The organism is Streptomyces sp. NPDC045431 (genome assembly GCF_040646655.1).
GTDB lineage: Bacteria > Actinomycetota > Actinomycetes > Streptomycetales > Streptomycetaceae > Streptomyces.
The window spans coordinates 467,146-482,220 of record NZ_JBEZAQ010000003.1 but is presented as its reverse complement, the minus strand read 5'-3'; the positions used below and the strand labels follow the sequence as shown (position 1 = coordinate 482,220).

Sequence of the window (15,075 nt, the reverse complement as noted above, 5' to 3'; positions counted from 1 at the left end):
TGCTGTTCAAACACAACCACACACAAGGAACCACAATCGAACATCGCAGTCAATGCCGGCGCCCCGCCCCGGCGGGGGGTCTCTCACGGCCAGTCTCAGTCGGTGGGCTGGGCCGCGTGCCGCAGGGCCGCGCGGTCCAGGAGGCCCGTACGGGCGGCGAGGGCGGCGGCCTCCAGGCGGGAGCCGACGCCCAGCTTCATCAGCACGCGCTGCACGTGCGTGCGCGCGGTGCTCGGCGCGATGTGCATGCCCGCGGCGATCAGCCGGGTGTCCTCGCCCTCCGCGACCCGGACGAGCACCTCCACTTCCCGCGGCGTGAGCATCCGCAGCAGCCGCTGGCCCTCGTCGTCGGGCTGCGCCGCCGGGTTCAGCAGTTCGGTGAAGGCGCCCTGGAGCAGCTGGGGCGCGATCGCCACCTCGCCCGCCCTGGCCTTGAGCATCGCCCGCTCGACGCCTTCGATGCGCTCGTCGTGGCGTACGTAGCCGGACGCGCCCGCGGCGAACGCCGCCGCGATCCCGCGCGGGCTCGGCACGGGGCCGAGGATGACCACCGCCACCTGCGGGCGGTCCTGCTTGATGCGGACGACCGGGTCGAAGGCGCCCGGTTCCGCGGGGGCGGCCGTGCCCAGCAGGCACACCTCCGGCGCGCGGCTCACCACCAGCTCGGCCGCGCCGGCGGCGGGTGCGGCGGCCGCGAGCACCCGGTGGCCGCGCAGTTTCAGCGCCGAGGCGAGCGCCTCGGCGAGCAGGCGGTGGTCGTCGACCACCATGAGCCGCACGCCCATCGAGCAATCCCCCATCCCCGCCGGTCCCGGCTCCCCGCCGGCTCCGGCCCCCCGCCGTCCCCGGCACTGTTGACCCGGCAAGCTACACGCTTGTTCGACATCGCGCGCCCCCTACTTGTCAGAAGCCCCCCGGAATGTCGAATTCTTCGCTGATAAGGGCTACTTGAGTCCCTTTATGCTGACGGCCCGGCACCTCGCTCGTGCGAGGTGCCGGGCCGGGCGACGGACCCACCCCAGGGGCGGGCGGGCGTCAGTGCGTGGTGTACGCCAGCACGAAGTACTGCTTGTCGTCGACGGAGGAGCTGCTCGGTTCGGAGATCATCCGCTCCGAGATGAACAGCCGTCCGGCGGTGTAGCGGATCTCCGCGTGGTCGAGCGAGAAGCTCGACTCGGCGTCGCGCACCGCTTCGTCGGCCGGGTTCTCCAGCAGCACGGTCTGCTTGAAGGTGGACCCGTCGATGCTGACGATCTGGCCGCCCTTGTCGTAGGGCGGTTCCTTGTACGCGATGATGTTGCCGCCGTCCATGCGCAGCGGGAACATCGAGTAGCGGTCGCCCGCCTCGGCCTTGTCGCTGGTGGGCTTGCCGGTGGTGAGGTCGAAGGAGACGATCTCGTTGGTCTGGCCGTAGCCCTCGCCCGCGCCCTCGTGGTCCTCGGTGGGGAGGTAGACGCGGCCGTTGCCGACGACGACCTTGCTGCACGCCTCGACCAGGGTCGAGTCGCAGTCGCCTGCGAACCGTTCGGCGTCCACGGCGATCTTGGCCTTGAGCTTGCCGGTCTTCTCGTCGAGGGAGAAGAGGTCGGAGATCCCGGAGCCGTCACCGGCAGTGTCGCCGACGTCGGCCGCGACGACCAGCGGCTTGGTGGAGACGACGCTCGCGTACTCCACCCCGTCCGGCATCTTGAACTGCGCGAGCGGCCGCCCGGTCTTCGGGTCGAGGTTCTGGATCAGCACGTACTGCTGGTCGCGCGGGCCGCACTTGCGGGCCGCGACGAGGGCCGCGCCGCCGCCGTACCCCATGTCGTAGCACTGCTCGGCGTTGATCTGGGGCTTCCAGAGCTCCTTGCCGGTGGCCAGGTCCCAGGCGCCGCCGCCGTCCGTGCCGCCCGCGGCGACCGCGCCGGCGCCGACGGTGACCTCGCTGAACCGGATCTTGGGCCCGTTGCCCGTGCCGGCCGCGGACTTGCTCCACAGCAGCTTGCCCGTGGTCAGGTCGATGACGCCGACCTCGGTGCACGGCTGGTAGTACTTCGGGGCGACGCGCTTGGTGGCCTCGAAGGCGATCGCCGTCTTGTTGTCCTGGACGTGGCGGGACGCCGCGCAGACCTGGCCGGGCAGGGGGAGGGTCCACAGCGGGGTGCCCTTGTCGAGGTCGTACCCGACGACCGAGTCGATGCCCGACTTCACGTACGCCTTGTCGGTGATCCAGGAGCCGGCCACGGTCGTCACGTCCGCGACCTTGGGGTGCGGCATCTGGAAGGCCACCTTCGAGCGGGTGTTGGCGGGCGCCTTCTCCTTGCCCGGCCCGTCGGGCGCCGTGCCGCCGCCACCGCCGCCGCCCCCTCCGGCGGTGGCACCGGCGGTGGCGCCCTTGGCCTCGTCGCCCTTGCCGCCGTCGTCGCCGCTGGTGCCGGCGTACCAGATGCCGCCCGCGATGATCAGGGCCACGGCGACGGCCGCGGCGATGATGATCCGCAGCTGCGTGGACGGCTTCCTGCCGCCCGGCGGGGGCAGCGGCGGCTGCCCCGGGGGCTGCTGGTGCACGGGGGCGGTCGGGTAACCGTAGCCGTACGGCTGCTGGCCGGGGACCTGGCCGGGAGCCTGACCGGGGGCCTGGGGGTAGCCGTAGCCGGGGGGCTGGCCCGGGGCCTGGGGGTAGCCGTAGCCGGGGGCCTGGCCCGGAGCCTGGGGGTAGCCGTAGCCGGGGTTCGGCGGCGGGGTGGGGGCGCCGAAACCGCCCTGGGGCGGCTGGCCCGGCGGGGAGCCAGGCGGATGGTTCGGCGGCGGCGGGGGTGGCTGCGTCATGGTGTGAGTCCCTCTGGGGTCCGGTTCGGGCCCTGCTGCTGGTGCGTCACTTGGAGAAGGCCATCATCGTCTTGGTCTGCTTCTCCTGTTCGTCGTTGCTCGCGCTCACGCGACCGCTGACGATGAAGAACCGGCCGTCGGCGTAGGCGTACTGCGCGTCGAAGAAGGACCGTTCGATCTGGGCCGTCGACTGCGGGTGCTGGAGCAGCACCGCGGGCTTGCCGCCGGTCGGCGCGAGCGTGGCGACCGCGCCGCCCCGGTCCCAGGAGCCCTCCATGTAGAGCAGCACGTTGCCGCCCTCCATGCGCAGCGGCGTCATGGTCTTCTTCGGGCCCGCCGAGGAGCGCCACTTGGGCTTGCCGGTGTCGAGGTCGAACGCCACCACGTCATTGGTGCCGTCGGTGACCGAGGTGGGCGCGGTGGCCATGTAGAAGGTGGAGGCGTCGGCGGCGACGCCGACGCAGCCCTCCAGGTTCTGGCCGAAGACGATGAAGCTGCCACCGCAGTTGATCTCGAACTTGTCCTTGCCGCCGTCGAGGGTGGAGCGGAGCTTGCCGGTGTCCGTCAGCGCGAAGACGGACCACTTCTTCTCCTTGCGCTGGGTCGCCGAGACGACCAGCGGGCTGACGGAGTAGACCTTGTCGACCTCCCAGTTGGGGGCCAGCTTGTACGACCACTTGGGCTTGCCGGTCGCCGGGTCGACCTCGCTGATCTGGTGCTGCTGCTTCTCGTAGTCGCCGGTGGGGCAGCTGGCGGCGGCGATGAGCTTGGGGCCGCCGGCGAAGGCGTACGGCTGGCAGCCGCCGGACGGCTTGCCGAAGAGCTGCTTGCCGTCGGTGAGGGAGTAGCCGTAGGAGTTGTTGGTGCCGGCGGCGGTCACGGTGGTGCCGCTGATGGCGAGCGTGACGTCGGAGAGCGCGCTGAAGCCGGTGCCCTTGGCGATGGTCTGCTTCCAGCCCGCCTTGCCGGTCTTGAGGTCGATCTGCTGGAGCTGGAGGCAGTCGGCCCGGTCGCCGTTGCCGTCCTTGACGCCGATGACGAGGGTGCCGTCGGCGGCGGGCGCGACGGGGGCGGCGCACACCTCGGTGGTGAACGGCACCTCCCACTTCTTCTTGCCGTCGGCGACCGAGTAGCCGGTGACGCTCTTGTACATGGCCTTGACGAGGGTGTCGCCGACGACCCAGGGGCCGTACACGTCCGCGCCGTTGCGCGGGAGGTCGACGTCGTTGGTGCCGAGCCAGGCGACCTTGGCCTCGCCGTCCTTGCGACCGGCGTTGAGGTCGTCCCCGGCGTCGCGGCCGTCGCCGCTGCCGTCGCCCTGGTCCACCTCACCGGAGCCGGTGGGGGCGGGGGCGGCGCTGGAGCCCTTGGCGTCGGACTTCTTGGGGTCGGTGTCGTCGCCGCTGACGGCGAACCAGGTGCCGCCGCCGATGACGAGGAGGGCGGCCACGGCGGCGCCGATGATGACGCCGGGCTTGCCCTTGAAGGGGTTGCGTCCGCCGCCGGCGGGCCCGGGCGCGGGGGCGCCGGGGTACTGCGGCTGCCCCGGGTAGCCGCCGTAGGCGCCGGGCTGCGGCTGGCCGTAGGGGCCCGGCTGGGCGCCGTAAGGTCCGGGCTGGGGGGCGTACGGGCCCGGCTGCTGGGGGTAGCCGTAACCGGGCTGGGGGCCCTGCGGCGGGGCGGCGGGCGGCGGGCCGGCCGGGGGCTGCGACGGCGGCATGGGCGGCTGGGCCGGCGGCACCGGCGGCTGGCCGGGGGGCTGAGGGAAGCCCTGCTGCGGGTCCTGAGGAGACCCGAAGCCGCCCCCCTGCGGCGGTTGCTGGCTGGGCGGCTGAGTCATCAGCGCTTCCCCCTTCGTGCGGTCCGGTGACCGACCGGCCTCCCCCGCGATTCCGGGGCGTCGCACGTACGCGCACGCGTACCGCCGGAATGGAGCGAATCGGACACGGATTCCGCAGTATTACGTGAGTCGAGCGGGGTTTCTTTCTATCACTCGGCCATGACGACGAACGGGCCGGTCCGCCCCTGTTCCCAAGGGAGGACCGGCCCGTGATGCCCTCGTTATCCGCTCTCCACGCCTTCGCCGCGTCCCCCTGAGGTCAGGCGTCCTCGGCGAGTTCCAGCCAGCGCATCTCCAAGTCCTCGCGCTGGGCGGCCAGTTCCCTCAGCTCGGCGTCCAGTTTCGCCACCTTCTCGAAGTCCGTGGCGTTTTCGGCGATTTGGGCGTGGAGCTTGCCCTCCTTCTCGGAGACCTTGTCGAGCTGACGCTCGATCTTCTGCAGCTCCTTCTTGGCCGCGCGGGAGTCGCCCGCCGACTTCTCCTTCGCGGGTGCCGGCGCGGACGCGGCGGCCGGTGCCGGGGCGGCCGTCTCGATCATCCTCTGGCGCCGCTCCAGGTACTCGTCGATACCGCGCGGCAGCATGCGCAACGTGGCGTCGCCGAGGAGCGCGAACGTCTTGTCCGTCGTGCGCTCGATGAAGAACCGGTCGTGGGAGATGACGACCATGGAACCGGGCCAGCCGTCGAGGAGGTCCTCCAGCTGGGTGAGGGTCTCGATGTCCAGGTCGTTCGTCGGCTCGTCGAGGAAGAGGACGTTCGGCTCATCCATCAGCAGCCGCAGCAGCTGGAGGCGGCGGCGCTCACCGCCGGAGAGGTCGCCGACGGGCGTCCACTGCTTCTCCTTGGTGAAGCCGAACTGCTCGCACAGCTGCCCCGCGGTCATCTCCCGGCCCTTGCCGAGGTCGACGCGGTCGCGGATCTGCTGGACGGCCTCCAGCACGCGCAGCGTCGGCGGCAGTTCGGCGACGTCCTGCGACAGGTACGCGAGGCGTACCGTCTTGCCGACGACGATCCGCCCGCCGGCCGGCTGCTTCTCGCCCTGGGTGGTGGCGGCCTCGGCGAGGGCGCGCAGCAGGGAGGTCTTGCCGGCGCCGTTGACGCCGACCAGGCCGATGCGGTCACCGGGGCCGAGCTGCCAGGTCAGGTGCTTCAGCAGCACCTTGGGACCGGCGGTGACGGTCACGTCCTCCAGGTCGAAGACGGTCTTGCCGAGCCGGGCGTTGGCGAACTTCATCAGCTCGCTGGTGTCGCGCGGCGGCGGTACGTCCGCGATGAGCGCGTTCGCCGCCTCGATGCGGAACCGCGGCTTCGACGTGCGCGCCGGGGCGCCGCGCCGCAGCCAGGCCAGCTCCTTGCGCATCAGGTTCTGCCGCTTGACCTCCTCGGTGGCGGCGATGCGCTCGCGCTCGGCGCGCGCGAAGACGTAGTCGGAGTAGCCGCCCTCGTACTCGTGCACCGCGCCGCGCTGCACGTCCCACATGCGCGTGCAGACCTGGTCGAGGAACCACCGGTCGTGGGTGACGCAGACGAGCGCGGAGCGGCGGGCCCGCAGGTGCTGGGCGAGCCAGGCGATGCCCTCGACGTCGAGGTGGTTGGTCGGCTCGTCGAGAACGATGAGGTCCTGCTCGGCGATGAGCAGCTTGGCGAGCGCGATGCGCCGCCGCTCGCCGCCGGAGAGCGGCCCGATGACGGTGTCGAGGCCCTGGGGGAAGCCGGGCAGGTCGAGGCCACCGAACAGCCCGGTGAGCACGTCGCGGATCTTGGCGCTGCCGGCCCACTCGTGGTCGGCGAGGTCGCCGATGACCTCGTGCCGGACGGTGGCGGCGGGGTCGAGCGAGTCGTGCTGGGTGAGGACGCCGAGGCGGAGTCCGCCGCTGTGCGTGACGCGGCCGGTGTCGGCCTCCTCCAGCTTGGCGATCATCCGGATGAGGGTGGTCTTGCCGTCCCCGTTGCGCCCGACGACACCGATCCGGTCCCCCTCGGAGACGCCGAGGGACACACCGTCCAGCAGGGCACGGGTGCCGTACACCTTGCTGACTGCCTCGACATTGACGAGGTTGACTGCCATTTCACTCCTGTACGGGGGGACGGGCCGACCTACCAGGGTAGCCGCCGCGGACGGTGCGATAGCGTGCGCGTTCCTTCGATCGAACTCTGGGTGGGGATCTTCATGCGGCGGTACGTGGTGCGGGGCGCGGTTCCGGCGGTTGTGGTGGCGGCGGGGCTGCTGGTGAGCGGGTGCTCGTCGGAGCCGGAGAAGCCGGCCGAGAAGAAGGCGCAGGCGTCCGCCTCGGGCTCGCCGTCGCCTTCGGCCTCCGCCCCGACCGCCGCCGCCGCCAAGGGCGAGACCCTCGGCGGCGCGGGCTCACCGTGCGTCCTGCCCGCGTCGTTCGACACCGCGAAGGGCTGGACGGCCGAGAAGGTCGACATCTCCAACCCCGACTTCGTACTGAAGCAGGGCCCGGTCACGCTCGTGTGCGAGGTGGACGCGAAGCCCGCCGGGCACATCGGTTTCCTCCGCGTCTGGACCGGCACCGAGAAGGGCGGCACCCCGCGCGAGGCCCTGGAGGCCTTCGTGACCGCCGACCAGGGCGCGAGCAAGGCGCAGTACCGCGATACGAAGGCGGGCGCCCTGCCGGCGACGGAGGTCACGTACACCAGCGGGCTCCTCGACGAGGCGAAGCCCGAGCGCGCCTTCGCGGTGACGACCCCGGGCGGCCCGGTGGTCGTCCACCTGGGCGGCCTGGACGCCGAGGAGCACACGGCGATGCTCCCGGCGTACGAGCTGGCGAAGAAGTCGCTGACGCCGGCCGGCTGACCGGCGCCTGCCCCGCGGGCCCTGGCGCGGCCCGCCCTCAGACCACCGTCGCCCCCGGCGCGGGCGACGTCGCCACCCGGGCCGTACGGCAGGTGCCGGAGGCGAGCAGGGCGTCGGCGACGGCGGCCGCCGCCTCCGCGTCCTTGGCCAGGAACGCGGTCGTCGGGCCGGAGCCGGAGACCAGGCCCGCGAGGGCGCCCGCGTCCGTGCCCGCCGCGAGGGTGGCGGCGAGGGAGGGGCGCAGGGAGAGCGCGGCGGGCTGGAGGTCGTTGGCGAGGGCGGCCGCGAGGGCGGTGGCGTCGCCGGTGCGCAGGGCCTCCAGCAGGTCGGGCGAGGCGGCCGGGGCGGGGACGTCCGTGCCCTCCACGAGCCGGTCGAACTCCCCGTACACCGCCGGTGTCGACAGGCCGCCGTCCGCGACGGCGAACACCCAGTGGAAGGTGCCGCCGACCTCCAGCGGCTCGAGGCGCTCGCCCCGGCCGGTGCCGAGCGCGGCGCCGCCGATCAGCGAGAACGGCACGTCGCTGCCGAGCTCGGCGCAGATGTCGAGGAGTTCCCCGCGGGTGGCCCCGGTGTCCCACAGGGCGTCGCAGGCGAGCAGCGCGCCCGCGCCGTCGGCGCTGCCGCCCGCCATGCCGCCGGCGACGGGGATGTCCTTGGCGATGTGGAGGTGGACGTGTCCGGGGATGCCCCGGCGCGCGGCGAGGGCGAGGGCGGCGCGGGCGGCCAGGTTGGTCGCGTCCAGCGGCACCTGGCCGGCGTCCGGGCCCGAGCAGGTGATCCGCAGCTCGTCGGCGGGGGTGACGGTGACCTCGTCGTACAGGGAGACGGCGAGGAAGACGTTGGCGAGGTCGTGGAAGCCGTCGGGCCGGGCCGGGCCGACCGCCAGCTGGACGTTGACCTTCGCCGGGACGCGTACGGTGATGCTCTCGGTCACGCTGCCTTGGCCTCCGCGATGCGGGCGAACTCTTCCACGGTGAGGGCCTCGCCGCGCGCCTGCGGCGAGATGCCGGCGGCCACCAGGGCGGCCTCGGCGGCGGCGGGCGAGCCGGCCCAGCCGGCGAGCGCGGCCCGCAGGGTCTTGCGGCGCTGCGCGAAGGCCGCGTCGACGACCGCGAAGACCTCTTCCTTCGTCGCGGTGGTCTTGACCGGCTCGGTGCGGCGGACGAGCGAGACGAGCCCGGAGTCGACGTTCGGCGCGGGCCAGAAGACGTTGCGGCCGATGGCACCGGCGCGCTTGACCTCGGCGTACCAGTTGGCCTTGACCGACGGCACGCCGTACACCTTGTTGCCGGGGCGCGCGGCGAGCCGGTCGGCGACCTCCGCCTGGACCATGACCAGGGTCCGGTCGATGGTCGGGAAGCGGTCGAGCATGTGCAGCAGGACGGGCACGGCGACGTTGTACGGCAGGTTCGCGACGAGCGCGGTGGGCGCCGGGCCGGGCAGCTCCCGCACGTGCATCGCGTCGGAGTGGACGAGCGTGAAGCGGTCCTTCTTCGCGGGCATGCGGGCGGCGACGGTCGACGGCAGGGCGGCCGCCAGCACGTCGTCGATCTCGACGGCGACGACCCGGTCCGCCGCCTCCAGCAGCGCCAGAGTCAGCGAGCCGAGGCCGGGTCCGACCTCCACGACGACGTCCTCGGGGCGCACCTCGGCCGTCCGGACGATCCGGCGGACGGTGTTGGCGTCGATGACGAAGTTCTGGCCGCGCTGCTTGGTGGGGCGTACGCCCAGCGCGGCGGCCAGTTCGCGGATGTCGGCGGGGCCGAGGAGGGCGTCGGGATCAGTGGTGCTCACCGATACAGCCTACGGCCGCAGTGCGGCCACGGACTCGACCCCTGCTGCACGTAGAGCTTCTTCGCCCGGTATGTCTGTTCCGAGGCGGGGGCGTCCTGCGGAACGCCGCGGCCGCCGAGCCGCTGCCAGGTGCCGGGGTCGAACTGGTACAGCCCGCCGTAGGTCCCGGAGGCGTCGACGGCGTCCGGGCGGCCGCCGGACTCGCACTGGGCGAGGGCGTCCCAGTTCAGGTGGTCGGCTCCGGCGACGGAGGTCGGCATCGGCTTCGTCCCGACCAGCACCCGCTGGGTGACCGGCTCCCGTACGACCTCGTCGTCGATCTTCCGGGGCCGCTGGCGCACGCCGTTGACCGTGCGGACGGCGTAGGTGACGCGGCGGGCGCCCGGGCGGCCCTGCCGCTCCACCACCTCGGTGCCCACGTGCAGGGACGGGTCGCGGACCCGTTCCACGGCGTACGGGATGGACTCCTCGCGCACCTCCTGGGAGCCGGTGATCCGCAGGACGGTGATCGTCTGCCCGTCGCGCGGGAAGCTGCCGGGCTCCACGGAGGTGGTGTCCTCGCCGCTGAGGACGATGCCGGCCTGCTCCACCGCCTCGCGGACGGTGGCGGCGTTGGTGCGGATGGTGCGTTCGCGGCCGTCGGCGAGGAACGTCACCGTCCGTTCCGTCCGGACGTCCAGGGTCAGGCCGCGGCGGGGGATCCCGGCGGTGCGGGAGACGGACAGGTAGGCGCCCTCCGCCCGCACCCCGAACTGGCGCAGCGCCTCCTCGACGGTGCGGGCGGTGGTCCAGACGCGGCGGCTGTGGCCGTCGAGGGTGAGGGCGAGGGGGCGGCCGTACCGGACGACCACCTCGTCGCCGTTGCCGAGCTCGGCGCCCGGCGCGGGGGCGACGACGTCGTGCGCGCCGACGCGCAGGCCCTCGTCGGCGAGGAGCTCGGAGACGTCGTCGGCGAAGGTGTGCAGGGTGCGCGGTACGCCGTCGACGGAGAGGCGGACCGCCTTGTCGCTGGCGACGAAGGCGCTGGTGCCGCCGGCGAGGAACGCCACGACGAGCGCCTGGGGGACGAGGCGCCACACTCCGTCGGGAGCGGGCCCGTGCCACGCGGCGCGGGCGCCCCCCCGCCGCGCCCGGGCCCGCCGGGCTTCGGCGCGCCCGCCGTGAAGCGCGGGGGCGGTGGCGTTGCGCGCGGCGGCCGTTCCGGCGCCGAAGGCGGCCTGGGACTCGGGCCCCGGGGCGGTCGGGGCCTCGCCCCGGGCGCCGCCGTGCCGTCCCTGCCGTGCCCGGCGGGCCGCCGCGCGGCCGGCGGAGGGCGCCGGCGCCGGGGCCTGGGGGAGCGCCGCCAGGGTGGGGGCCTCCGGGTCGGCCGCGGCTCCCTGGCGCGGCACGCCGGGGTGGGCGGGCACGGGCGGAGGGACCGGGGCCGGGCCCGTAGGGGCGGGCTCGAAGGGCGCTCGGAATCCGTTCACGAGGCCGGGACCCTAGCGGAGCGCCCGTCACTCTCCAAAGCGGCTCGACTACGCAGGGTCGTACCGTTACCCTGCGCCCGGTCCCCGCGCCCGTGATCCGTCAGTAACCAAACGCGCGCGCCGTGTTGACGCCGATCGCCGTCGACATGGCCTCCTCGTCGATGCCCCTGACGGCCGCCATCGCGCGGACCGTGATCGGAACGAGATACGGCGCGTTGGGCCGTCCGCGGTACGGCGCGGGCGTCAGGAAGGGCGCGTCCGTCTCCACCAGGACGAGGTCCAGCGGGGCGACGGCGAGGGCGTCGCGCAGCGGCTGGGCGTTCTTGAAGGTGACGTTCCCGGCGAAGGACATGTAGTAGCCGGCCTCGGCGCAGGTGCGGGCCATGTCGGCGTCGCCGGAGTAGCAGTGGAAGACGGTCCGCTCGGGGGCGCCCTCTTCGGCGAGGACGCGCAGGACGTCGGCGTGGGCCTCGCGGTCGTGGATGACGAGGGCCTTGCCGTGCCGCTTGGCGATCTCGATGTGGGCGCGGAAGGAGCGTTCCTGGGCGGCCATGCCCTCGGGGCCGGTGCGGAAGTAGTCGAGGCCGGTCTCGCCGACGGCCTTGACCTCGGGCAGGGCGGCGAGCCGGTCGATCTCGGCGAGCGCGTCGTCGAGCGCCGCGTCCCCGCCGCCTTCCCGGGCCCCCTGCCGGGACCAGCCGTCGGGATCTCCCAGGACGATGCGCGGGGCCTCGTTGGGGTGCAGGGCGACGGCCGCCCAGACGTTGTCGTACGCGGCGGCCGTCTCCGCCGCCCAGCGGGAGCCCTTGAGGTCGCAGCCCACCTGCACGACGGTCTCGACCCCGACGGCGGCGGCCTTGGTGAGGGCCTCCTCCACGGTGCCGGACTGCATGTCGAGGTGGGTGTGGGAATCGGCGACCGGCACCCCGAGGGGCTCGGGCAGCGGCGGCGGGGCATCCTTCGCACTCATGCCCCGATCGTACGAGCCACCCGGGAGCCGGTTACTTGCGGTGCCAGTGGCGCAGGAGGTCGCCGAGGTGCCAGTGGTGCGGTTCGCGCCGTGTCTGCTCCTCCGGGCCGCGCTCGGTCTTCGGCCCCTCGGCCTTCTGGCCGAGGGGCCCGGCGGGGGCGACCGGTTCGGCCTCCTGACCGGTCTCCTTCTTCTTCTCCGTCGTCTCGTACGCCTGCGCCATCAGGTCCAGGACGGACGACACCCGGCCGGACCGCATGATGCGAACACGGTGCGACTCGCAGTTGGGGCACGTGGGGTTGGAGAGCGGCGAGGGAACGCGGCGCCCCTCGGCCCTGTAGACCACGAACTCGTGTCCGCTCGCGTCCGTGTAGTGCTCGATGTCGTAGGCCTGCTCCCAGCCGTATCCGCACTTCATACACGCGAAGGAGTACGCCTCGTGGGCGACTGGAGGAGTGCTGGTGGTCTCGCTCATGCTGGCTCCTTTCCACTGCTGCCAGTGGACGCCTTTACGGGCGGGAGCGCATCGCCGCATGCCGGAAATTGGTCCGGCTTTGGGGCATCCCATACCGAAAGGCCTGCCGAGCGGTCGGGGCTTTGCTTTTTACGATAGTCCTTTACTCTCCGGCGGGCTTGGCCGAGCTTCCGCCTGGCGCGTTCTTTGCCGCCACGACGGCATCGAACACCTCCCGCTTGGGAAGGCCCGCCTCGGCGGCGACCGCCGCGATGGCCTCTTTCCGCCGCTCCCCCGCCTCCTCGCGCGCCCGCACCCGGCGCACCAGCTCCTCCGCGTCGAGGTCGCCGGGCGCGGGCTCCGGAGCGCCCTCCACGACGATGGTGATCTCGCCGCGCACGCCGTCGGCGGCCCACGCCGCCAGCGCGCCGAGCCCGCCGCGCTTGACCTCCTCGTACGTCTTGGTCAGCTCGCGGCAGACGGCGGCGCGCCGCTCCCGGCCGAAGACCTCGGCCATCGCGGCGAGCGTGTCGTCGAGGCGGTGCGGGGCCTCGAAGTAGACGAGGGTGCGCCGCTCGGCGGCGACCTCGCGGAGCCGGCCGAGCCGTTCGCCGGCCTTGCGCGGCAGGAAGCCCTCGAAGCAGAAGCGGTCCACGGGCAGCCCGGACAGCGCGAGCGCCGTCAGCACGGCGGACGGGCCCGGCACGGCGGTCACCCGGATGTCCCGCTCGACGGCGGCGGCGACCAGCCGGTAGCCGGGGTCGGAGACGGACGGCATGCCCGCGTCGGTGACCAGCAGCACGCGCGCCCCGCCCGCGAGCGCCTCGACCAGCTCGGGGGTACGGGCGGACTCGTTGCCCTCGAAGTACGACACGACCCGGCCGCGCGTGTGCACGCCGAGCGCCTGCGTCAGCCGCCGCAGCCGCCGGGTGTCCTCGGCGGCGATGACGTCGGCGCCCTCCAACTCGGCGGCCAGCCGCGGCGGGGCGTCCGCCACGTCACCGATCGGGGTCCCCGCGAGGACGAGCGTTCCGGTTACCGTTCCCGTTCCTGTCACAGGTGCCATCCTCGCAGCCCGGAGAGGCGACGCGCACAGGCGCGTTCCCTACGATGGCGCGGTGACCAGTACTGCTCAGAAGGCCCTGCGCGCGCAGGGCGCCGACGGCATCGGGAGTCCGCCCTCCTGGCAACGGCGCCTGCGCCGCTTCGGCTACGCCCCGCGGCCCGTGCCCGGCCTGCGGGAGCGGCTGGTTCCCCCGTACACGCGCCCCTCGGGCCGGATGTGGACGGTCCTCGGGGTGCCGCCCACCGCGGCGGACGTGCTGGTGCGCCTGACGGCGTGGGGCGGACCGCTGCTGGTGGCTCTGGTGGCGGGGGTGCTGCGGTTCTGGAACCTGGGCCGGCCGCACGCGGTGATATTCGACGAGACGTACTACGCCAAGGACGCCTGGGCGCTGATCAACCAGGGGTACGAAGGGGCCTGGCCGAAGGACGTCGACAAGTCGATCCTGGCGAACCCGGACGCGGTGACCGTGCCGACGGACCCGGGCTATGTGGTGCACCCGCCGGTCGGCAAGTGGGTCATCGGGCTCGGCGAGTGGATCTTCGACTTCACGCCGTTCGGCTGGCGCTTCATGGTGGCGGTGCTCGGCACGCTGTCGGTGCTGATGCTGTGCCGGATCGGGCGGCGGCTGCTGCGGTCGACGTTCCTCGGGTGCCTGGCGGGCGCGCTGCTCGCGGTGGACGGGCTGCACTTCGTCATGAGCCGGGCGGCGCTGCTCGACCTGGTGGTGATGTTCTTCGTGCTGGCGGCCTTCGGCTGCCTTCTGGTCGACCGGGACCGGGCGCGGGCGCGGCTGGCGGCCGCCCTGCCGGTCGACCCGGACGGGGTGCTGCGGCCGGACGTGCGGATCGCGGAGACGCTGGGCCTGGGGTGGCGGCCGTGGCGGATCGGCGCCGGGGTGCTGCTGGGGCTGGCGTGCGCGACGAAGTGGAACGGCCTGTACTTCCTGGCGGCGTTCGGTGTGATGACGGTCCTGTGGGACGTGGGCGCGCGCCGTACGGCGGGTGCCTTCCGGCCGTACGGGGCGGTGCTGACGCGCGACCTGCTGCCCGCGTTCGTGTCGACGGTGCCGGTGGCGGTCGTGACGTACATCGCCTCCTGGTCGGGCTGGATCTTCACGGGCAAGGGCTACTTCCGGGACTGGGCCACGAAGGACGGCAAGGACAGCATGTGGTCCTGGCTGTTCCCGGACTGGTGGCGCAGCCTGTGGCACTACGAGACGCAGGTCTACGACTTCCACATCCAGCTCACCTCGGGGCACACGTACCAGTCGAACCCGTGGAGCTGGATGGTGCTGGGCCGGCCCGTCTCGTACTTCTACGAGGACCCGGCGCCGGGGACGGCCGGCTGCCCCGCGGACGCCACGGAGAAGTGCGCGCGCGAGGTGCTGGCGATCGGTACGCCGCTGCTGTGGTGGGCGGCGTGCTTCGCGGTCCTGTACGTCCTGTGGCGCTGGCTCTTCCGCCGCGACTGGCGCGCGGGCGCGATCGCCTGCGCCTTCGCCGCCGGGTGGGTGCCGTGGCTGCACTACGAGCACCGCACGATCTTCCTCTTCTACGCCGTGGTGTTCGTCCCCTACCTGTGCCTGGCGGTGGCGATGATGGCGGGGGCCATGCTGGGCCCGCCGGGCCACGACGGCTCGGCGGAGCGGCGGCGCACGCTGGGGGCCGTGGGGGTGGGCGTGCTGGTGCTGCTGATCATCTGGAACTTCATCTACTTCTGGCCGCTGTACACGGGTCAGTCGATCCCGATGGACGAGTGGCGGGACCGGATGTGGCTGGATACGTGGGTGTGAGCCGGGACTGACGTTCCGTTCGGATAACGACGGGCACCGTTGTCACTACCGTCCCGTA

General features: G+C 73.1%; 12 protein-coding genes. 2 read left to right on the top strand and 10 right to left on the bottom strand.

Translation table 11 applies throughout. The features are described 5' to 3' along the window. Positions 1 to 95: 95 nt before the first annotated feature. From AB0A69_RS10775 to AB0A69_RS10760, 4 genes are all read right to left on the bottom strand, one after another. Positions 96 to 785, bottom strand: coding sequence for a LuxR C-terminal-related transcriptional regulator (locus AB0A69_RS10775; RefSeq protein ID WP_361418179.1), 690 nt, complete (start codon positions 783 to 785; stop codon positions 96 to 98). Positions 786 to 1,035: 250 nt separating this feature from the next. Beyond that, positions 1,036 to 2,811 (bottom strand): PQQ-binding-like beta-propeller repeat protein, encoded by a 1,776-nt coding sequence (locus tag AB0A69_RS10770; RefSeq protein WP_361418177.1) that lies wholly within the window; start codon positions 2,809 to 2,811, stop codon positions 1,036 to 1,038. 46 nt (positions 2,812 to 2,857) lie between these two features. Next, the gene (locus tag AB0A69_RS10765) at positions 2,858 to 4,651 is read right to left on the bottom strand and encodes a PQQ-binding-like beta-propeller repeat protein (RefSeq protein WP_361418174.1); all 1,794 of its coding nucleotides are present in this window, start codon (positions 4,649 to 4,651) and stop codon (positions 2,858 to 2,860) included. A gap of 259 nt (positions 4,652 to 4,910) precedes the next feature. After that, positions 4,911 to 6,719, bottom strand: coding sequence for an ABC-F family ATP-binding cassette domain-containing protein (locus AB0A69_RS10760; protein WP_361418170.1), 1,809 nt, complete (start codon positions 6,717 to 6,719; stop codon positions 4,911 to 4,913). 63 nt (positions 6,720 to 6,782) lie between these two features. Between AB0A69_RS10760 and AB0A69_RS10755 the strand changes: the two genes are divergently transcribed. Further along, the gene (locus tag AB0A69_RS10755; RefSeq protein WP_361418168.1) at positions 6,783 to 7,469 is read left to right on the top strand and encodes a lipoprotein; all 687 of its coding nucleotides are present in this window, start codon (positions 6,783 to 6,785) and stop codon (positions 7,467 to 7,469) included. Positions 7,470 to 7,506: 37 nt separating this feature from the next. Here the strand turns inward: AB0A69_RS10755 and AB0A69_RS10750 are convergent, their stop codons facing one another. The 6 genes from AB0A69_RS10750 to rsmI all read right to left on the bottom strand — a co-directional run bounded on the left by AB0A69_RS10750 (position 7,507) and on the right by rsmI (position 13,216). Further along, a complete protein-coding gene (locus AB0A69_RS10750; protein WP_361418165.1) occupies positions 7,507 to 8,406 on the bottom strand; it encodes a 4-(cytidine 5'-diphospho)-2-C-methyl-D-erythritol kinase in 900 nt (299 codons plus the stop codon). Next, positions 8,403 to 9,266, bottom strand: coding sequence for a 16S rRNA (adenine(1518)-N(6)/adenine(1519)-N(6))-dimethyltransferase RsmA (gene rsmA / locus AB0A69_RS10745; RefSeq protein WP_361418162.1), 864 nt, complete (start codon positions 9,264 to 9,266; stop codon positions 8,403 to 8,405). The genes AB0A69_RS10750 and rsmA overlap by 4 nt, the downstream gene beginning before the upstream one ends. Beyond that, positions 9,263 to 10,672: a ubiquitin-like domain-containing protein gene (locus tag AB0A69_RS10740; protein WP_361418159.1), complete on the bottom strand. Its 1,410-nt coding sequence runs from the start codon at positions 10,670 to 10,672 to the stop codon at positions 9,263 to 9,265. The genes rsmA and AB0A69_RS10740 overlap by 4 nt, the downstream gene beginning before the upstream one ends. A 163-nt stretch (positions 10,673 to 10,835) precedes the next feature. Beyond that, positions 10,836 to 11,705, bottom strand: a complete 870-nt coding sequence (locus AB0A69_RS10735) for a TatD family hydrolase (RefSeq protein ID WP_361418155.1) — start codon at positions 11,703 to 11,705, stop codon at positions 10,836 to 10,838. A 31-nt stretch (positions 11,706 to 11,736) separates the two neighbouring features. Beyond that, complete coding sequence (locus AB0A69_RS10730; protein WP_361418152.1) at positions 11,737 to 12,180, bottom strand: hypothetical protein; 444 nt, start codon at positions 12,178 to 12,180, stop codon at positions 11,737 to 11,739. A gap of 142 nt (positions 12,181 to 12,322) precedes the next feature. After that, positions 12,323 to 13,216: a 16S rRNA (cytidine(1402)-2'-O)-methyltransferase gene (gene rsmI, locus AB0A69_RS10725; protein WP_361418149.1), complete on the bottom strand. Its 894-nt coding sequence runs from the start codon at positions 13,214 to 13,216 to the stop codon at positions 12,323 to 12,325. Between the two features lie 61 nt (positions 13,217 to 13,277). On the opposite strand from rsmI, the gene AB0A69_RS10720 reads away from it, so the two are divergent. Continuing rightward, positions 13,278 to 15,017 carry a phospholipid carrier-dependent glycosyltransferase gene (locus tag AB0A69_RS10720; RefSeq protein WP_361418146.1) on the top strand — a complete coding sequence of 580 codons (1,740 nt, stop codon included), beginning with the start codon at positions 13,278 to 13,280 and terminating at the stop codon, positions 15,015 to 15,017. Positions 15,018 to 15,075 lie beyond the last annotated feature (58 nt).